Below are 20,355 nucleotides of genomic sequence, written 5' to 3' on the forward strand. Positions count from 1 at the left end.
TCTCTTCAGGAAGGTTAAAATACCCAAAGAGCGGCTAGTTATAATAGATGCAGAAATTGAAAAGCTCTGTGGCCTATCAAACCAGACAAATGAAAAAGATGAAACAGACACCGTACCCTACCGCTTTTTCCAGTAGATTATTTCTCTTTCTCACACTATGGCTGCTGGCCTTTTCTACCCAGGCCCAGAAAAACAAAGCAGCCATTACACGCATTGACCCTACCTTTTGGTGGGTGGGCATGAAAGACCAGAACCTCCAGTTGCTGGTGTATGGTCCGCAAGCCGGTACTTACTCTTATTCCATTAACCACCCGGGGGTAACGCTGGTGAAAGCCCATAAAGCCGAAAACCCCAACTATGCCTTTCTAGATCTCACCATTGCCCCCAACACCAAGCCGGGCAGCTTTACCATTACAGGTAAGAACGGTAACCAGAAACTCACCCGCAAATATGAACTGAAGGCCCGCACCCAGGAGCCCAAAGGCCAGGGTATCACTTCGGCTGATTTGGTGTACCTGGTACTCCCCGACCGCTTCTCTAATGGTGATCCCAAAAACGACAAGTTCAAGGACATGGCCGATACCCAGGCCAACCGCAACAATCCTTACCTGCGCCACGGCGGAGATATCCAGGGAATCCAGAACCACCTCAATTACTTTGAGGAATTAGGCGTGACGGCCCTATGGCTCAATCCCATTATTGAAAACAACCAACCCCTCACTGATGAGGGCGGTCAGATGCGCAGTGCCTACCACGGCTACGCCTTCACCGACCATTACCAGGTAGACAAGCGCTTCGGGGGCAATGATGCCTACAAGAAACTGGTTCAGGCAGCCCACGCCAAAGGCATGAAAGTGGTGCAGGATGCCGTTTACAACCACGTGGGCATTAACCACTGGTTTATCAAAGACATGCCCTCTAAAGACTGGGTGCACCAGTTCCCCACCTATACCAACACCTCGCATAAGTTTCAGCCTATCATTGACCCGCACGGCTCCAAAGCAGATTGGTCCATCATGATGAACGGCTGGTTTGTGCCCCACATGCCTGACCTAAACCACGACAACAAATTCGTGGAAAATTACCTCATCCAACATGCCCTCTGGACCGTGGAGAATTTTGGCGTGGATGCCTGGCGCATAGACACCTATATGTACAATGAGGATCAGTTCATGAACCGCTGCAACCAGGCCTTGATGAACGAATACCCTAACATCCACATCTTCGGTGAGTCTTGGGTTAATAACGTAATTGCCCAGTCCCGCTTTACCCGCAACAAAATTGACTTCCCGTTCAAGAGCAACCAACCCGGCACCCTTGATTTTGTGCTTTGGACCGCCATGAATGATGCCCTGAACCAGAAGTTCGGGTGGGATGAAGGTGTAAGCAAAGTGCACCAGGTATTGGCCCAGGATGCGGTGTATGAAGAACCCATGAAATTGGTGACCTTTATGGACAACCATGACATGAACCGCTATTTCTCCGTTGTAGGTGAAGACTTCAACAAATACAAGATGGGCCTGACCTGGATGCTCACCACCCGCGGTATTCCTTCCATTTACTACGGCACTGAGATTCTGATGAAGAACTTCAAAGACCCGTCAGACGCCGAGGTCCGCAAGGATTTCCCCGGCGGATTTACCGGCGATAAGGAAAACAAGTTCACCGCCGCTGGCCGCAATGCCCGCGAGAACGAAGCCTTCAACTTTGTAAAGACCCTGGCCAACTACCGCAAGGACACCCCCGCCCTGCACTCCGGTAAACTCATGCAGTTTGTGCCGCAGGAAGGCACGTACGTGTACTTTAGGTATGATGACCAAAAAACCATCATGGTCGCCACCAACACCAATGACAAGGAAGTAGACCTGAAGACCGAACGGTTTGCCGAGCGCATACAAGGCTTTACAAAAGCCATGAACGTGCTAAACAGCCAAACTATTGGCAACCTGAACAGCCTTAAAATACCGGCTAAAACGGCCGTTGTTTTGGAGTTGGAGAAGTAACCTGTTTTTAACTTGATTTTCCTGAAACACCGGAAAAATGATTTACCCATGAGTACCATCAAAGCCTGCCTTTTTGATTTAGACGGAGTTCTGGTAGATACCGCCATCTACCACTTTAAAGCCTGGCGCCAGTTGGCCCAGAGCCTTGGCATAGACTTCACGGAGCATGACAATGAGCGCCTCAAAGGCGTGAGCCGCGTGCGTTCCCTGGAGATCATCCTAGAGATTGGCGGCCAGACCCTACCCCAGGAACAGATGCTGGCGCTTTGCGAGCAGAAAAACACCGAGTACCTGGTAGATGTCTCTAAAATGACCCCAGAGGAAATTTTGCCTGGCGTAGAAGATTTCCTGAAGGCCCTCAAAGCGGAAGGCATCAAAATCGCTCTGGGCTCAGCAAGCAAAAACGCCCAACTCATTCTGGAGCGCACCAACCTGCTTCCCTACTTTGACGCCATCATTGACGGCCGCCACGTGGTCAACGGCAAGCCCCACCCAGAAGTGTTCCTGAAAGGTGCCGAGGCCCTGGGCGTAAAACCCGAGGAATGTGTAGTATTTGAAGACGCCGTAGCCGGCGTGGAATCAGCTAAAAATGCCGGTATGCTTTGCGTAGGCGTGGGCCAGCCTGAGGTACTGACCCAGACAGACATTGTGGTGAAAGACATGACCGAGATGACGGTGGAGCGCCTGCACGCATTACAACAGAAAGCGTAAAAGAAAGGGCACGTTTGAGCTTAACTTACCTTTTTGACCGCGCTCATCCGGATTTGCAATCCGGATGTTATGAAAAGGGGATTTGTAATCCCCTCCCGAGCATTGCTGAAAAATGCTTCACCGCAGGACCAGCAGGCAGATTGCAAATCGGCTTTTCCCCAAGTCGGGATTGCAAATCCCGACAAGCCATTAAGGTAGAGCAAAGGAAAAAGCAGCTGAAGAGAAGTGGAGTGGTTTAAGAAATGCCAACCAAAAAGCAAAACCGTTTTAAGCCTGATTTTCTAAAAACAGGCCCAAAACACAAATAGGAAACGATTCAAAAAAAGCAGTCTAGATACTTGTGTCTTGATACTTGATACTAACCAATATGAAGCAATACCTGACCGTTGACGAGTGGTCCATTATAGAAGAAGGATTCCACGCTGAATATAACCAAATCACGGAGAGCGTTTTCAGTTTGGGCAATGGCCGGATGGGCCAGCGCGCCAATTTTGAGGAAACCTTCACCGGCGAAACCCTGCAGGGCAATTATGTGGCCGGCGTCTATTACCCAGACAAAACCCGCGTGGGTTGGTGGAAGAACGGCTACCCCGAGTATTTTGCCAAGGTATTGAATGCTGCCAACTGGATAGGCATAGACGTGCAGCTTGACGGTGAAACCCTGGATCTGCACCTGTGCCAGGTAACAGACTTCAGAAGAGAACTGAACATGCGTGAAGGTTGGCTGGACCGCCGCTTCACCGCTACCCTGCCCTCGGGCAAGCAAATGCGCGTAGAATCCAGACGCTTTACCAGCATTGTGGACTATGAGGTAGGCGCCATCCGGTACAGCCTCACGCCCCTGAACTTCAGCGGCACGCTCACGTTTACCCCCTTCGTAGACGCAGACATCAAGAACGCCGATTCCAACTATGACGAAAAGTTCTGGAACGAGATTCTGCAGGAAGCCCAGCCCACCGAAGGTTACGTGGTGGCAGAAACCAAGAAGACCTTCTTCCATGTCTGCACAGGCCAGCGGTTTGTGGTGACGCAAAACGGCCAGGAAGTAAACGTACAAGCCACACCGGTGGAGCGCACCAAATACATCGCCTCTACCTTTGATATTGCCGTGCAGGAAGGCCAGGAGACTGTGCTTTATAAGTACGCCGCCAACCTTTCCTCTGAAAACCATCCCAAAGAAAACCTGCTGGCCAACACCAAAAAGGTGATTAATGCCGCTACCGCCAAAGGCTTTGAGCAGCTGTTGCAGGAGCAGGCCGCCGCCTGGGCGGCCAAGTGGGAAGAAAGCGATATCGTGATTGAAGGCGACGCTACCGCCCAGCAAGGCATCCGGTTCAACATCTTCCAACTGAACCAGACCTACACCGGTGAGGATGAGCGATTGAACATCGGTCCGAAAGGCTTTACCGGCGAGAAATACGGCGGAACAACCTATTGGGACACTGAAGCTTACTGCCTCCCCTTTTACCTGGCCACCGCCGACCCGCAGATTGCCCGCAACCTGCTTATTTACCGCTACAAGCACCTGCAGAAAGCCATTGAGAACGCAGAGAAGCTGGGCTTTACCGGCGGGGCTGCTTTGTACCCCATGGTAACCATGAACGGCGAGGAGTGCCACAATGAGTGGGAAATCACCTTCGAGGAAATCCACCGGAACGGCGCTATTGCCCACGCTATCCATGACTACATCCGGTACACCGGAGACGATTCTTATTTAGGGGAATATGGCATTGAGGTATTGGTGGGAATTTCCCGGTTCTGGGCTCAGCGCGTGAACTGGTCACAGGCCAAAAATAAGTACGTGATGCTGGGCGTGACCGGCCCTAACGAGTACGAGAACAACGTCAACAACAACTGGTACACCAGCACCATTGCCACCTGGACCCTGGAGTACACGCTCAAGGCCTTGCAGCACGTGCAGCAAACCAACCCAGGCCGCTATCAGGAACTGGTAAGCAAGCTGAACCTGAACGAAGAAAAGGAAATGGGTCAATGGCAGCACGTGATTGACAACATGTTCTACGCCGAAGACCACGAACTCGGCATCTTCCTGCAACAGGATGGCTTCCTGGATAAAGAACAGACGCTGGTGAAAGATTTGCCCGCCGAGGACCGTCCGTTGAACCAGAAATGGTCCTGGGATAGAATTCTGCGCTCTGTGTTCATCAAGCAGGCCGATGTGCTCCAGGGAATTTACCTTTTTGAGGATCGCTATGACCTGGACACCATCCGGCGGAACTATGACTTCTACGAGCCACGCACGGTGCATGAATCCTCGCTCTCGCCATGTGTGCACTCCATTCTGGCCGCCAAGTTAGGTGATGAGGAACGTGCCTATGAATTCTACCTGCGTACCGCCCGCCTGGACCTGGATGACTATAATAATGACACCGAGGATGGTTGCCACATCACCAGTATGGCGGGCACCTGGATGAGTGTAGTACAAGGCTTTGGCGGCATGCGCGTGCGGAATAACCAACTGTTTTTCAATCCGTTCATCCCGGCTGGCTGGAGTTCTTATTCCTTTAAAATCAGGTTCAGGGGCCACTTGTTAACCATTAAAGTGACCCGCGAGCAGGTGCAGATTGAGAACCACGCAGACAAGGCGATTACCTTGAATGTGTTTGACCAACCGCAGACCATTGAGGCCAACGCCAAAGCCGCTCTTGCCCACCAGAATGCCTAGAAATGAAGTCCCTTAGGTTACCTTTTAACCGGAGGGACGTTTCTGTTTTGGGCCTGCTTTTTGTAAAACAGGCCCAAAACAGAAATTACCATATATGTTCCTTTAGACGCAAGCAAAATGAATCTACGCCATCGTCCGCTGCTTTCTTTTGTGTTGTTGGCTGCTATGGCGGGCTGTACCTCCACTGCTCCTTCCAGCACCAGTGCACCAGAAACCAAACCAACGGCACCTGCTATGACCGAAGCTGCCCCAAACCAAGACCCCAACACCACCCCTGAGGAGGTGAAGGACAATAAACTGGTGATTTACCAGATGATGACCCGCCTGTTCGGGAACAAGAAAGCCGTGAACAAAACCTACGGCACCTTGGCAGAGAACGGGGTGGGCAAGTTCAATGACATTACAGACAAGGCCCTGCAGGAAATCAAGAAATTGGGCGCTACCCACGTCTGGTACACAGGCGTGATAGAGCACGCCACCATGACGGATTACACCAGGTTTGGTATTCCCCTGGATGACGCCGATGTGGTGAAAGGCCGCGCCGGCTCTCCGTACGCCATCAAGGATTACTATGACGTGAACCCAGACCTGGCCGTGGACGTGCGCAAGCGGATGGCGGAGTTTGAGGCGCTGGTGCAACGCACGCACAAGAATAACCTGAAGGTCCTGATAGATTTCGTGCCCAACCATGTGGCCCGATTTTACCAGTCAGATGCCAAACCGTCCGGCACGCAAGACTTTGGTGCCCAAGATGATACCTCTGTTGGCTTCAAGCCCAGCAACAATTACTATTACCTTCCGGGCCAGGCACTGCAGGTACCTAATACTTACAACCCGCTGAGCGGGGCGCACCGCGGTCCGCAGGAAGACAGCAAGTTTAAGGAAAACCCGGCCAAGGCCACCGGTAATGACGTGTTCAGCGCCACGCCCAGCGAGAACGACTGGTTTGAGACCGTGAAACTGAACTACGGCGTAAACTATCAGAACAACCGCACCAAGCACTTCTCGCCCACTCCGGACACCTGGAACAAGATGCGCGACATTCTGCTCTACTGGGCGGGTAAAGGCGTAGACGGCTTCCGCTGCGATATGGCCGAGATGGTGCCCGTGGAGTTCTGGGCCTGGGTGATTCCGCAGGTAAAGGCCAAATACCCCAACATCACCTTCATAGCCGAGATCTATAACCCTAAGGAATACCGCAACTACATTGTAAATGGCCGCTTTGATTACCTCTATGATAAGGTAGGCTTGTATGACGGCCTGCGCCGCCTGATGGAAAACAAGGGGCAGGGCAACACCGCTGAGATTACCCGCGTCTGGCGCGAAGAAAGCAACGGCCTGTCTAACCACATGCTCCGTTTCCTGGAAAACCATGACGAGCAGCGCCTGGCCTCCAATGAGTTTGCCGGCACCCCGTGGGCCGCATTACCGGCCATGACCGTGAGCGCCACCCTGGGCACCGGACCCGTGATGATCTATTTTGGGCAGGAAGTAGGCGAACCCGGCAGAGGCCATGAAGGTTTCCAGGGCGAAGACGGCCGCACTACCATCTTTGACTACTGGGGCGTACTCACCCACCAAGCCTGGATGAACGGCGGCAAGTTTGATGGCGGAAAACTAACCGAGGAGCAGCAGCGCCTGCGCGAGTTCTATACCAAACTACTCAACCTGAGCACCAGCCGAGAGGCCATCAGGGAAGGCAAATTCTACGCCCTCACCGCCCAGGAAGGCACGGCGCCGGCTGGGGTGTATGCCTACCTCCGTCACACGGCTAAGGAGCGGATATTGGTGTTGGTTAATTTCAACCGGCAGGCGGCTGATTACGGTATTTCTATTCCTGCTTCCGCTTTCAGCGCAATGGGCATAGACGGAAAAGGCACGTTTATTTTGCAGGATCTGCTGTTTGACACGCCTCCCCTGTTCTTCCAACCGGAGGTGAAAACCAGCATTACCCTGGCGCCCATGAGCGCGCATGTGTTTCTGTTACAGCAGAAGTAAGCGGTAATAATAGTGCTTCTTTTGTCATCATGAAAGGACCTTGGGGGCGAACAGCAATAGCGCGTATTTAATGCCATTACTGTTCGCTACCAAGATCCTTTCAGAATAACACGAAAAAATAGAAACGCGGTAGTCTAGAGAAATTAGATTTCTGATTTACCCCCGTTTTACCGAAATTAAAGCAAAAACAGAGTTCCCAAACTAAACCAAACAAACCTCTTACCACCTGCCCATGGCACAAACAATATCGGCGCAAGCCAAACCTCGTCTGAGCTTCTGGCAAATCTGGAACATGAGTTTCGGGTTTCTGGGAATTCAATTTGGATTCGCGTTACAGAACGCCAATGTAAGCCGCATCTTTGAGACATTGGGCGGTACCGAAATTGCCTTGTACTGGCTAGCGGCCCCGGTGACCGGACTGTTGGTTCAACCTATCATTGGCTACCTGAGCGACCGCACCTGGAGCCCCCGGTTTGGGCGCCGGAAGCCTTTCTTTATGATTGGCGCTATCCTGGCCTCTATCTCCCTGTTCTTGATGCCCAATTCGTCGGTGCTCTGGATGGCGGTGGGCATGCTCTGGATCCTGGACTCTTCCATTAACATTTCCATGGAGCCGTTCCGTGCCCTGGTTGGTGATTTGCTGCCTTCTGAGCAACGCACCAGCGGCTTCGCGGCCCAGACCTTCTTTATTGGAATTGGCGCGGTGGTGGCGTCGCTCCTGCCCTGGATCTTCAATAACTGGGTAGGCTTGCCTAATACCGCACCGGCCGGTGAGATTCCACCTTCAGTGAAGTGGGCCTTTTACAGCGGGGGCATCGTTTTCTTTTTGGCGGTGCTCTGGACCGTGCTTAAAACCAAGGAATATCCCCCCGAAGACCTGGAGGAGTTTGAGCGGGAAAAACGCGAGACTACGTTCTGGGAAGGCGTAAAGGAAACGTTTCTGGGCATTTTTAAAATGCCGAAGACCATGTTGCAACTGGCCTTTGTGCAGTTCTTCACCTGGTTTGCGCTGTTTGCCATGTGGATCTTCACTACGCCGGCTCTCACCAGCCACGTGTACGGCACCACAGATACTACCTCCAAGCTTTACAATGAGGGCGCCGACTGGGTGGGTGTCTGCTTTGCGGTTTATAACGGGGTCTCGGCGGTGTTTGCGCTGATGCTGCCGTCGCTGGCCAAAAGAACCAGCCGCCGCATGACCCACCTGATTTGCCTTACCATTGGTGGCCTAGGCCTGATTTCCATTTACTTTATCTCTGACCCTAAATTGCTGCTGGTGTCTATGGTAGGCGTGGGTATTGCCTGGGCTAGTATCCTGTCTATGCCATACGCTATTCTGGCCGGCTCCTTACCGGCCAAACGGATGGGTTATTACATGGGGGTGTTCAACTTTTTCATTGTGATACCGCAAATTGTGGCCGGCACCATGCTGGATTTTATTAACAAAAACATCTTTGACGGACAGTCTATCTATGTGCTGGTATTGGGCGGTTGCTCCATGATTCTGGCGGGATTTATGACGCTGTTTGTGAAAGACGTAGATGAGAAAGTAGCCTAAGTAATCTCAGGTTTTTAAAACAGAAGAGCCCGAAACGTTACGTTCCGGGCTCTTCTGTTTTAGGGCTATTTTCAGGAAAACGGGCTTAAAACGCCTTCCTTGTTTACTTGCCCATTTCTTGTAGGAATTGTTCAGGCAATAAAGGAGGTGCGGTTATTTAACCAGATACGGCGCAATGATTTTCTGCCAGATGGCGTATCCTTCGGGTTGCATATGCAGGCGGTCTTTCACGTATAGTTCCTCGCGCATGTTGCCTTGCTTATCCAGCATGGCGTCATAGACATCAATAAAATCTGTGTTCTTCTGCTTTTTAAGAAAGCGCTTGATGTCCTGATTGGCTTCCTTCACCTTACCTTGAATATTGGCGCGGCTGGGGCTGGGCTTGATGCTCACAAAACTGATTCTGGTGTCAGGTAGATTGGTTCTGATCATGCCATACAACGTCTTGAACCGGCGCACCGTTTCCCCGGCCGTAATACTGTCAGCAGAGGCCAGATCATTTTCACCACAGTAAATAATAACCTGTTTGGGCTGGTAGGGCAGAATGACATCATACGCGTACCTGATCACATCTACCAAGGTAGATCCACCAAAGCCTCTGTTCACCACTGGATACCCTGGAAAGCTTTCTTTAATGTTATTCCACCTGGTAAAGGAAGAACTCCCTACAAACACAATTGGGTTGGAAGGTAGCGCCTCAATGGCATCCTGCTTTTTAAAGGAGACGATATCTGCCCAGAACGGAGGAGAAGTCTGTGCCCAGCCCTCATGTAAGCCTACCACTAATAACAAGAGGAGGAAGAGAAATTTTTTCATGGTTCAAAGAAAATGAATTGTTTCCCCAAAAGTAGTGAGTAACAGAAATTAAAAATGATTCAATACTTCACTAGCACCGTTTGCCTCTTAAATCATGTTTACAAGTGCATTCCGGAGAAGAAATTATTGCAAAAATTCCCAAGGTGAAGGAAAGGCTTCTTTGAATGTAATTTTCTGTTTCGGGGCTGTTTTCCTAAAAACAGCCCCGAAACAGGATACCGGTTAGGTGATTATTTCTCTAACACTAGGCTGCTATAGGCGGGCAGCGTAACGGTGCCTTTGCTGGCTTTGGCGCCTTTGGTTTTGAAATAGGTTTTGCTGTAGCCGGTGGCTGTTTCCGGTAAGGTAAGGGTCACTGTCTCCTTGGAAAGATTGTGCAACACCAGCAATGACTGGTTTTCATGGGTGCGAACGAAGGCACTTATGGAAGGCTGGTCAATGGTAATCGGCTCCACACTCCCGTAAGTAAGGGCCTTGCTTTGGTTTCTAAGCCTGATGAAGCTTTTATAATGGTTAAGGATGGAGTTCTTTTCTTTTACCTGGGTCGTTACCGGGGCTACGGCTTGTTCGGTGCTGTACTGGGGTTTGCGCCAGGTAGTGCGGCTCTTGTCTTTAGCTTGGTTGTCCCAGAGAAACGGCTCCCTGATGAGCTCATCGGGCTTTTTGCCCATCATGCCAATCTCTTCGCCATAATACAAGTAGGGTGAACCGGGCAAGGTCATTAGCAGCGCGGCGGCCATTTTGGCTTTGTTCACGTCTGCGTTCACCACGCTCATGATGCGGTTCTGGTCATGGTTGGTCAAAAAGGTGGCGTCAATGAACTGCGGGTTGATCCCCTGGTAAAAGGCGATGATCTTTTTATGGTTAGCCACCAGGTCTCCCGCCTTTTCTTCGTTAACGGCCTTGGAAATAGCATAGCCCATGTCAAAGTTAAAGAGCGCGGGCAGGCCTTTCAGGTAAGGGCCCACCACATTGGCTTCGGCCCAGACCTCCCCTACCAAGTATGCATCTTTGTTGGCCTTCAGCATTTCACTCCGGAAATACTCCCACCACCGGTGGTTGTCATAGGGGCGTTCGTCCGGGAAAATATGGCGGGCTGCATCTAACCGGAAGCCGTCTACGCCCATTTCGGTTAACCAAAAGCGGCCAATCTTGAAGATCTCATCACGCAACTTGGGGCTGTCAAAATTCAGGTCAGGCATGCCGTCATAGAAATAACCGTAATAGAGATAGTCGCTGCCCTCTACCTTGTGCCAATGCGTGGTATTACCAGAGTCTGCACCGGTGGGCCGACCTTCGCGCTGAGATTGTGGATCGCTCTTATGGGTCCAGACGTAGTACTCGCGGTAAGGGCTGTTAGGATTTTTGAGGGCCTCCTGGAACCAGGGATGTTTATTGGAGGAATGGTTGATTACCAGGTCCATGACCACTTTTATGTTGCGCTTGTGCGCTTCCTGCAGGAAAGTTTTAAAATCTGCCAGCGTGCCGTAATCCGGGTGAATGCCATAATAGTCGGTTACGTCATATTTGTGGTAAGATGGAGACGGATTGATGGGCATGAGCCACACCGCCTCCACGCCCAGGTCTTTCAGATAATCCAGCTTGCCCGTCATGCCTTTTATGTCCCCTATTCCGTCTCCATTAGAATCGGCGAAGGACTGGACAAAGATTTCATAGGTGATGCCGCGGGGCCATTGGCTTACGTTCTTTTGGCTCTGGGCTGAAGCTCCAGAAACCAGCGTAACCATACTTACCATAAAAGCGAATAGCTGGCGCATAACTTGTTTTTTCATAGGAAAAAAGGTTTAGGTTAGATTCTGCTTTCCTTCCGGTATTTTGGAACGAAGGCCCTCTTCTACCAGAAGGAAAGCAGATAAAAAATGAGTGGTAACTTAATGGGCTATTACCAAACGTTGCATGGAACTAGTTGCTCCGGTCTGAATCTTTACAAAATAAATTCCGCTGGGCAAACCGGCAATATTCAACTGGTACTTCTGGCCTTTAAAAGTTGTGGCGAAGTGAGATTTTCCGGCGGCATCAAAAACCGTTAACGCCTTTACCAGTCCTACCGGCTGGGTAGTTTCCACCTGCACCAAACCAGAGGCCGGGTTGGGGTACACTTTAAAAATTTTCTCATCATACATTTGGCTTACCGCGGTGAGGTTTGAGGGAGTCAGTTTCCAAACCCAGGTCTGGTCTGCGGCAAGGGAGGCATTCCCAATAGACCAGGTCGTAAAGCTCCCCTTTTCATTTAGCATGACCGTTCCTACTGCTTGCCCAGACATAAGATCCGTAATGGCATAGGTGCCGGCCTGTAGGGTAGAAATGGGTAAAGATACGGTAGGCGCTATGAGGGCATCAGCCCCGAAGTTGGTGACCACCACCACTGCTTCCTGCGCGTGCACACGGGCGTACGCTAATACAGAAGCATTCCCGACTGACATTTCCTGATAATACCCCTTGCGCAAGGCAGGCTGGGCATTCCTTACCCAAATTAATTTCTTGTAGTGGTTCAATAAAGAGCCCTGGTCGGCCGCCATGGATTGCACATTAAGTTGCGTGACATTGGCATTTAGGGCTCGCCATGGTGTACCGGTGGTGAACCCGCCGTTGCTGGCCGGGGTCCATTGCATGGGCTTCCGTTTATCTTCATCTACTCCCGTGCCAGACATGCCTACTTCCTCGCCATAATACAGGAAAGGAATACCTGGCATGGTAAGGTACAGCGCTGCGGCTTGTTTCATTTGGCCCATATTGCCCCCTAACTCATCCATCACCCGGTTATGGTCATGGTTGGTGAGAAAGGTGGCGTACTGCAATTTTGGGTACAGACGGTTCACGGTATTCAATTGGGTTTTTAAAGCCGCCGGGTTATTCCCTTTCACAGAGTTAATGATGGCTGTGGCCAGGTCAAATTCAAAGCAGACATCTAACCGTTTATTCTGCACATACGGCACCACCTGAGGCGTGGCAGACCAGGCTTCGCCCACGGTAAAGGCGTTTGGTTTGGCGGCCTTGGCTACCTGGTTGTACTCCTGCAATAGCTGGAAAGTCTCCGGGGTATTTTCAAGAGTAGTTCCGTCCTCATCCAGGTATTTCACGGCATCTATCCGGTAACCGTCTACGCCTTTGTTCAGCCAGAAGCGGGTAACGTCCCACATGGTACTTTTCAGTTGGGCATTGCTCCAGTTAAGGTCTGGCATGCCGCTGTAGAAAATGCCGTAGTAATACTTACCGTTTTTCTGGTGCCAGACCCCTTGCCCCCAGGGACCCAGAAAACCAGGATTGGTATCTGACCAAACATACCAGTTCCGGTAGGTATTGGTGGTGCTGGCGCTGGCCTGCGTGAACCATGGGTGCTGGTCTGACGAGTGGTTCATGACAAAGTCAATGATCACTTTTATTCCCCGGGCATGCGCGGCCGTTAGAAACTCTTCAAACTCGGCCATGGTGCCGTAATCAGGTTCCGTGGCGTAGTAGTTGGTTACGTCATAGCCATGGTAACTGGGTGATTCCATCATAGGCATAAGCCAAATGCCGGTAATGCCTAAATCTGTAGTGGTATTGGGGTCGCCATCATTGAGGTAATCCAGTTTTTGAATCAATCCTTTAAAATCTCCCTTGCCATCGCCGTTGCTGTCATAGAAACTCCGGACAAAGATCTCATAAAACACCGCGTCATTCCACCAATAGGTACTGTAGTCAATAGAAGGCACTGTAACGCCCTCGGTGCCGCAGGCCCCAAATTTGTTCACCGGAGCGGTATTGACGGCCGCCGTCGCAGACACGGTGCGGTTGAAGTTACCGCTACCGTCATTCAGACCACAGGCATCTGGTACTACTTCTGCCCCGGTCCAGGTAGTGCCATTGATAAATTTATATTGAAACAAACCCCCGGCGGGTAAAGAGAGGTTGACCGTATAAATGCCATCCCCATCCGGGTCAGCCATTGGTACCGAGGCTGGGCTCCAGTCGGTTCCATACCCGGCCAAGGCCTGAAAATTGCCGGTTACGTATACTCCGCCGGCCGCCACCGTTTGCTGGCGCATGTCTACAGAGAAAAGCAATTGGGTATTACACGAGGAAAAGCTTACCACCGGAAGGCGCAGATTAGAAGCTCCTACCGCTACTTCGCGGTTTACATTGCTGGCCCCGTCTGCCTGGCCACAAGCCGCCGGCACCTGCTCTGGCTGCGCGGCCCAGTTGTTTCCGTTGATGAACTTGTATTGGTAGACGCCTGCCGGAACCGTTAAGGTCACTTCATAAATGCGGTCATTATCTGCATCTGTCAGAAGCGTAGAAGCCGGGTTCCAGTCACTTCCAAAGCCTGCCTCAGATTGAAACGTTCCTGCCACATGCACGCCATTGGAAGACACCGTCTGCTGGCTCATGTCTACCCGAAGAGTGAGCTGTACCTGTTGGGCAAAAGAGTTGGCCATGGTAACCAGCCACAGGATTGAAAATGCGTAAAGGAATTTCATAATAGACTACACGTAAGCGAGGGAAAAATTAAAGAGGAGGTAAATACCCGTAATCAGAAATTGATAACAAGACTTTTGGCTGGAGGGGAAAAAGCCTATTTGCTTAAAATGCATATTTTTCTTAAAACACCCTAAAAACAAAGCGAATGCACAACCACACCTTACGTTAAGTCTCTTCACTAATGCTTTAGGTTGGCAGCCCACTTTCGCTTTAAGGCTGGTATTAAAAAAGGAGGTTACCTCATGAAAAGTTCATAAGATAACCTCCTGTAATCTGTTCGTTCAAGTTCACCTATTTATTCAAGTTAAATAGGATCTATGATGAACCGGGTAGTAAACTTAGAGTTTGGTTACCGTATAGGTGTTGGTAGCCAAGCTGAAGGTGATTCTGTAGTTACCTGCAGAGCTAATGGCAATATTATCACCGCCTTGTACCAGGTTTCCACCGCTTCCACCATAGTTAGTACCCCAATCATCATTCAAGCGGAACTTGATTTCACCAGCCACCAGATTAGTGTTCAGGCTCCAGGTTTGAGTACCGTTATTGTAGGTCAAATCGGTATCAGAATTCCATCCACCGGCAGTGGCACTACCTATTACACCCCAGCTGTATTTAGCCATGGCAAGGGTATTGGCATTCAGGTCAAGGGTTAGACGGTACATACCAGCACTTGGAGCAGCAATGTCACCACCAGAAGTACTTACATTTCCTCCACCGGCATCACCATAAGCGGTATTCCAGTTTTTAGCAGGTGTGATCTTGAACATCAGGTTACCTGGCGTGAAATTAATTATCCCTGTATAGATACCATTGCTGGTTGGGGAAATTAAGCTGTCAGCAGTAGCCGGGTTCCAGCCTTGGTAAGCACCAGGTACATACACATAAGAAATCAATGCATATGGATTCACCGTCATGCTCACTACGTTGGAATAAACCGGAGCAAAAGCGGTAGAACCTGTGATTTCAGACTTAACGCGAGTCTCAATTGTAGAATTTGCACCAGTTGGCAAACTCATAGACAAAAGAAGGGCGTTAAAATCTAAAACAGAATAGCTTCTGGAAGTTATACCACCTGGTATTACCACTTCTTTGGCGTTGGCAAAGTTGGTACCCGCTTTAGCAAACTGAATGGTATTGGTCAAGGCAGCATCAAATCCGAAATTTGCCTCAGTCCAGGTGAATTTAACCGCTTCTTTATCCTGGTTCGCTTTACTTAACATCAGGTTATTAGAAGAAGACGTAAAGGCAGCACCTGTACCATTTGTGTTGGCTACAATTCTATCTTCATCTTTCTCACAAGAAGAAAATAAGAATAACACCAAACCTAGCAGGCTGAAATGTTTTATTAAAGTTGTTTTCATATTTCTCTACTTTAAATTTTTAGATATCCATTAATAACCTGGGTTCTGCGTCAGGTTTCTGTTGGCAATGATATCAGTGGCGGGGATTGGGAACAAGTTATAGGTATCACTCACGCCTCTACCAGCTTTCACACCACCTTTCCAGGGCCATAAATAAGAAGCAGAAGTAAATCTACCGTAACGGATCAAGTCTGTACGGCGGAAACCTTCCCAGTAAAGCTCACGTCCTCTTTCATCCAGAATAAAATCAGTTGAAATACTGGTCACATTCCCTGAGGTATTTCCATAGGCTCTGGTTCTTAATGCATTGATGTACCCTAAAGCAGTAGCTGTGCTTCCGCCGGTACCGCCACGCAATACAGCTTCAGCATATACCAGGTACATTTCACCTAATCTGAACAAGGGGAAGTCGGTAGAAGTCCAGGTTCCGTTAGCAGATGGTGCTGTTGCGCCGGTAGAAGTTACGTTTCTGAATTTGGTAACCTTTGGGCCTTCTGCAAAAGAAGTAGGGTCATCCATTTCATACTTGTTTCCAAAGAACATGGCACGCTTATCTGTGTTGCCGCTATTGTCTGCAAATAAAGCAGGAAGGTTCTTAGTGGCACGAACACCACCCCAACCACCGTTGGGAACACCAAAGGCCGCCGGATTCATGTCTCCGTTAATAGATGCATTGATCAAATACGTGGTACCACCCCAGTTCTGAGTTCTTACGCCATCATAATTGATAGATAAAATGGTCTCAGGGTTGTTCAGGTTATTGTCTGCCAGGAACAGCTGACGGTAGTTGCTTTTCAAGGCATAGCCAGACCCAATTACTTTGCTAGCATACGTGATAGCCTCTGTATAGCGAGGAGTACCAGTATACACGCCGGCGTTCAGGTAAACACGGGCCAAAAGGGCCCAGGCAGCGGCCTGGTCTGCTCTGCCGTATTCATTTTGCTTTGGCGCCACCAATGAAGACTCAATAGCCAGAAGCTCAGACTCTACATATTTGAACAACTCTGCGCGCGACTTCTGCGGCGGGAAGTATTTTCCAATAGGGTCATTCTCCGTGATGAAAGGAGTATTACCGAAGAGGTCCATGGCTACCCAGTATTGGTAAGCTCTGATGAAACGTGCCTCGGCCCGGTATTTTCTGATGTTGTCTGCATCAGCCCCAGAGATTCCTCTTTCGCTTAATTTGGCATCTGTAGACTCCCGAATAAATTCATTGGCCATGGTGATCTGGAAGAAGATACGGTTGTACAAGCCCGTAATCATCACATTGCTGGATGTCCAACTCAGATTATGGAAATCTGGCAAACCTGGGTCATTCCAAACCACATGCGCCTCATCTGTGGTCAATTCCTGACTGTTCCAGAATAATCTAAGGAAGTCAGAGGTACCAGCATCAATCCCGGCCAGGTCAGAAGAACCAGCGCCACCGCTACCGGTAGAGGCATAGCCGCCATAAACTTTCGCCAATACTTGCTTATACCCTTCCGGGGTGCCATACACAATGGTAGAAGTGGTGGCATTGGTTGGGGTTAAATCAAGGTCATCATGGCAGGACGTAAGACTGCCAAGAAAGAGGACCGTGATACCCGTTGCTTTTATAAAAATATTTTTCATCTCTAATATAAATAGGGTGGAGAATTAGAAACCAAGGTTTAACCCAAACACAAAGGTTCTTGGTCTCAAATAGAAGTTGTTATCAATACCACTGTTGATCTCAGGGTCTACTCCAGAGTACTTGGTAACCGTGAATACGTTCTGGCAAGTCAGGCTCAGGCGAAGGTCAGCTTTGTCCAAAACTCTACCCGCGTTGTAACCCAAAGTCAAGTTGTCCATGCGCAGGAATGAAGCATTTTCAATGTAATAATCAGATTGGTACTGGTTGTTATTGAAGTTGCTCTCAAACAGGTTGGTAGTACCGTTTCCAAGGAATCCGGCAGGGTTCAAAATGTTTCTGGATACACCTAAGTTAGCGTTAATGTTGTTGTACATATAGTTACCCAGGTAAGCACGCATGATGGTGCTTAAGTTCCACTTTTTGTAGTCAACAGCAGTATTAAATCCTAGGGTTACCTGTGGTGCAGGAGCTTTGTAACGGTAAAGGTCTTTTTGATTGATAATACCGTCATTGTTCAGGTCTGCATACACTCCTTCTAAAGGCTTGCCGTCCTGGCCATACACTTGCTTGTATACGTAGAAAGAGTAAGTGCGGTAATTAACAGAGTTAATTTGAATACTTTGGCCGGTTGCTCCAGAGATACCTCCAGTTAAGTTACCCGGGAAGTCAGGGTCATCTGAAGCGGTCAGGTTGGTGATTTTGTTCTCATTAGCCGTTACGTTTAAACCTAAAGTCCAGTTAACGTCTTCTTTCTGAACGGCTACCCCGTTAATGCTAAATTCTAAACCTTTGTTTTCAATGTTACCAACGTTGGTCAGAATCTGGTTGCTGAAGTTAGATCCTACCGGAATAGAGATCACGTTCAACAGGTCTTTGGTCTTTTTCTTGTAAATGTCAATTGAACCATTGATTCTGTTATTGAAGAAACCATAGTCAATACCCAAGTTAGAGGTAGCTGTCTGCTCCCACTTAATGTTGGCATCATACGCTGAAGGAGAATACATCAGGTAGTAGTTATTACCTAACTGGTACTGAGAGGCCTCCTGGCTTAAGCCATAAACAGGCAGGTAAGAATAGTTGGAAATGCCTTCTTGCTGACCAGTGATACCATAGCTAAGACGAAGCTTCAAATCAGAAAGGGCTTCCTTAGATCTCAGGAACTCTTCCTCATTCACCTGCCACGCAAAAGAGGCAGATGGGAATACACCCCATCTTACATCTGGAGAGAATCTGGAAGATCCGTCTGTTCTAACGGTACCAGTTAAGGTGTACTTATCTTTTAAGGTATAGATCAAACGTCCATAATAAGAGATAAGAGTGTTCTCAGGAATGTCAAACGGATAGGTTGGTACACTTCCTTCCAGAATTTCACCAGCGGCGTTAAAGCTTGGGTAATTGAAGTTCTTGGTTTGGTTGTTATAATAACCGTAACCGGCAGTAGCATTTACATTGCTGCTGATACCTTCCAGATCTTTGGTGTAGTTGAAATAGAATTCCAACACCTTGTTATCTACGTTCTGCAGGTACTTGTTATTTACCCCACCCACTGCAAAGCTTTGTGCTGCTTGAGCCGGAACGAATATGGTGCCCTGGCCTTTGGCTACATCATACCCCAAATTTAAGTTGGCATGCAGTTCTGGCAGGAAATGGAAGCTATAGTCAATCTGTGCATTACCAAAGCTTCTTCTCACTTCACTTTTGTCATTACGCAAGTCAAGTAAAGCCACTGGGTTTCTGGCAGCGTTCGGGTTTAAAAGAATTTTACCCTGGTCATCTTTGGTTACCCACTCAAAGTAGTTTCCGAACTGGTTGTCAGTTCTTATAGGTTGGGTTGGGTCAAAGGCAACGGCTGCTCCAATAGCGCCTTGGTTGGCAAAGCGGGTATTGGTGATAGATCCTTTTAGGTTCAGGTCTATTTTCAGGTGCTTGTCCAGGAACTGAGGAGTTAAGCTGATGGCACCAGATTTACGCTCAAATTTATCTGTACGTAAAACGCCATTCTGGTTCAAATAACCGGCAGAAACTCTATAAGGCATATTTTTATATGACCCAGAGAAGCTTAAGTTATTATCTGTACCGGTGGCTGTACGGTAAATTTCATCCTGCCAGTCTGTGTTGGCAGTACCCAGCAGAGACTTTTGGGCAGCTGTACCTCTTTCGTTCACATAAGCCCGGAACTGGTTGGCATCCAACACCTCTACTTTTTTTGTTACCGAAGAGACAATGAACTGGGAACCGAAATTAACGGTTGGCTTGCCGCTTTGGCCTTTCTTGGTAGTGATCAAAACCACCCCGTTAGACGCGCGTGAACCATAGATGGCAGTAGCAGACGCATCTTTCAGAATGGTCATAGACTCAATATCATTCGGGTTTAACAAGCTCAATGGGTTGGTAGAACCAGAAATGCCATATCCTGTCAAAGGAACGCCGTCCACTACAAACAAAGGATCATTGCTGGCATTCAAAGAAGCCCCGCCTCTAATACGGATAGTGCTTCCTGAGCCTGGCTGACCACCATTAGAGGTAATCTGAACCCCTGCCACTTTACCCGTGATCAATTGCTCTGGAGTAGTCACGTTACCACGCTGGAAATCTTTAGAGCTTACAGAAGACAAGGCTCCTGATACATCGCCTTTCCGTTGGGTACCATAACCAATCACCACTACTTCATCTAACGCTCTGGCATCTTGCGCCAGGGTTACATTAATAGTAGACTGTGAGCCCACCGGTATTTCCTGGGTCACATAACCAATAAAAGTAAACTGCAGGGTTGCGGCAGTTCCGGTTACGGGAATAGAGTAACGGCCATTAAGGTCAGTGGAAGCGCCGGTAGAAGTGCCTTTCACCACCACACTCACGCCTACCATAGGGCCGGTTGCGTCTGAGACGGTACCCGTAATGGTTCTTTGCTGCGCGAATACTTGGCCCATGCTCAATGCCAGAAAGGCCACCACCAGCACCAACAGGGAAGAAACTTTCCCGCGTTGCCGTAGTGAACCCCAACTGTTTGAGTTCAGCTGATTTTTAGGTAATAAGTTTGTCATGTATAAAGGATTTAAGGTAGGTAATGATTTTTTTGGCTAAAGTGAATAAACTAGTAAAAGAACAAGATTCTCATAGTCAAG

11 protein-coding genes are annotated in these 20,355 nt (G+C 49.2%); 5 read left to right on the plus strand and 6 right to left on the minus strand.

Going from position 1 to position 20,355, the window contains the following annotated elements; genetic code table 11:
* Positions 1-89: 89 nt before the first annotated feature.
* From TH63_RS08845 to TH63_RS08865, 5 genes are all read left to right on the plus strand, one after another.
* Entirely contained in the window at positions 90-2,003 is a 1,914-nt protein-coding gene (locus tag TH63_RS08845; protein WP_231583570.1) for a glycoside hydrolase family 13 protein, read from the plus strand.
* A gap of 48 nt (positions 2,004-2,051) precedes the next feature.
* On the plus strand, positions 2,052-2,714 hold the full coding sequence (pgmB, locus tag TH63_RS08850; RefSeq protein ID WP_048922698.1) for a beta-phosphoglucomutase: 663 nt from the start codon (positions 2,052-2,054) through the stop codon (positions 2,712-2,714).
* A 367-nt stretch (positions 2,715-3,081) separates the two neighbouring features.
* Positions 3,082-5,400, plus strand: coding sequence for a glycoside hydrolase family 65 protein (locus tag TH63_RS08855; protein ID WP_048920634.1), 2,319 nt, complete (start codon positions 3,082-3,084; stop codon positions 5,398-5,400).
* Positions 5,401-5,634: 234 nt separating this feature from the next.
* On the plus strand, positions 5,635-7,398 hold the full coding sequence (locus tag TH63_RS08860) for an alpha-amylase family glycosyl hydrolase (protein WP_048922699.1): 1,764 nt from the start codon (positions 5,635-5,637) through the stop codon (positions 7,396-7,398).
* A gap of 232 nt (positions 7,399-7,630) precedes the next feature.
* Positions 7,631-8,956, plus strand: a complete 1,326-nt coding sequence (locus tag TH63_RS08865) for an MFS transporter (protein WP_048920635.1) — start codon at positions 7,631-7,633, stop codon at positions 8,954-8,956.
* Positions 8,957-9,109: 153 nt separating this feature from the next.
* On the opposite strand, the gene TH63_RS08870 is transcribed toward TH63_RS08865, so the two are convergent.
* The 6 genes from TH63_RS08870 to TH63_RS08895 all read right to left on the minus strand — a co-directional run bounded on the left by TH63_RS08870 (position 9,110) and on the right by TH63_RS08895 (position 20,274).
* The gene (locus TH63_RS08870; RefSeq protein ID WP_048920636.1) at positions 9,110-9,772 is read right to left on the minus strand and encodes a GDSL-type esterase/lipase family protein; all 663 of its coding nucleotides are present in this window, start codon (positions 9,770-9,772) and stop codon (positions 9,110-9,112) included.
* A gap of 230 nt (positions 9,773-10,002) precedes the next feature.
* Positions 10,003-11,565 (minus strand): alpha-amylase family glycosyl hydrolase, encoded by a 1,563-nt coding sequence (locus tag TH63_RS08875; RefSeq protein WP_048920637.1) that lies wholly within the window; start codon positions 11,563-11,565, stop codon positions 10,003-10,005.
* Between the two features lie 99 nt (positions 11,566-11,664).
* Positions 11,665-14,253 carry an alpha-amylase family glycosyl hydrolase gene (locus tag TH63_RS08880; RefSeq protein WP_048920638.1) on the minus strand — a complete coding sequence of 863 codons (2,589 nt, stop codon included), beginning with the start codon at positions 14,251-14,253 and terminating at the stop codon, positions 11,665-11,667.
* Positions 14,254-14,592: 339 nt separating this feature from the next.
* Positions 14,593-15,615 (minus strand): SusE domain-containing protein, encoded by a 1,023-nt coding sequence (locus TH63_RS08885; RefSeq protein ID WP_048920639.1) that lies wholly within the window; start codon positions 15,613-15,615, stop codon positions 14,593-14,595.
* A gap of 30 nt (positions 15,616-15,645) precedes the next feature.
* A complete protein-coding gene (locus tag TH63_RS08890) occupies positions 15,646-17,229 on the minus strand; it encodes a RagB/SusD family nutrient uptake outer membrane protein (RefSeq protein ID WP_048920640.1) in 1,584 nt (527 codons plus the stop codon).
* Positions 17,230-17,253: 24 nt separating this feature from the next.
* Positions 17,254-20,274 (minus strand): SusC/RagA family TonB-linked outer membrane protein, encoded by a 3,021-nt coding sequence (locus TH63_RS08895; RefSeq protein ID WP_082161606.1) that lies wholly within the window; start codon positions 20,272-20,274, stop codon positions 17,254-17,256.
* Positions 20,275-20,355 lie beyond the last annotated feature (81 nt).

It is taken from the genome of Rufibacter radiotolerans (assembly GCF_001078055.1).
Taxonomy (GTDB): domain Bacteria; phylum Bacteroidota; class Bacteroidia; order Cytophagales; family Hymenobacteraceae; genus Nibribacter; species Nibribacter radiotolerans.

What these genes read in the sequence shown, in the direction of transcription:
- TH63_RS08845 (WP_231583570.1), top strand. Translation starts at nt 90, where the DNA reads ATGAAAAAGATGAAACAGACACCGTACCCTACCGCTTTTTCCAGTAGA.
- pgmB (WP_048922698.1), top strand. Translation starts at nt 2,052, where the DNA reads ATGAGTACCATCAAAGCCTGCCTTTTTGATTTAGACGGAGTTCTGGTA.
- TH63_RS08855 (WP_048920634.1), top strand. Translation starts at nt 3,082, where the DNA reads ATGAAGCAATACCTGACCGTTGACGAGTGGTCCATTATAGAAGAAGGA.
- TH63_RS08860 (WP_048922699.1), top strand. Translation starts at nt 5,635, where the DNA reads ATGACCGAAGCTGCCCCAAACCAAGACCCCAACACCACCCCTGAGGAG.
- TH63_RS08865 (WP_048920635.1), top strand. Translation starts at nt 7,631, where the DNA reads ATGGCACAAACAATATCGGCGCAAGCCAAACCTCGTCTGAGCTTCTGG.
- TH63_RS08870 (WP_048920636.1), bottom strand. Translation starts at nt 9,772, where the DNA reads ATGAAAAAATTTCTCTTCCTCCTCTTGTTATTAGTGGTAGGCTTACAT.
- TH63_RS08875 (WP_048920637.1), bottom strand. Translation starts at nt 11,565, where the DNA reads ATGAAAAAACAAGTTATGCGCCAGCTATTCGCTTTTATGGTAAGTATG.
- TH63_RS08880 (WP_048920638.1), bottom strand. Translation starts at nt 14,253, where the DNA reads ATGAAATTCCTTTACGCATTTTCAATCCTGTGGCTGGTTACCATGGCC.
- TH63_RS08885 (WP_048920639.1), bottom strand. Translation starts at nt 15,615, where the DNA reads ATGAAAACAACTTTAATAAAACATTTCAGCCTGCTAGGTTTGGTGTTA.
- TH63_RS08890 (WP_048920640.1), bottom strand. Translation starts at nt 17,229, where the DNA reads ATGAAAAATATTTTTATAAAAGCAACGGGTATCACGGTCCTCTTTCTT.
- TH63_RS08895 (WP_082161606.1), bottom strand. Translation starts at nt 20,274, where the DNA reads ATGACAAACTTATTACCTAAAAATCAGCTGAACTCAAACAGTTGGGGT.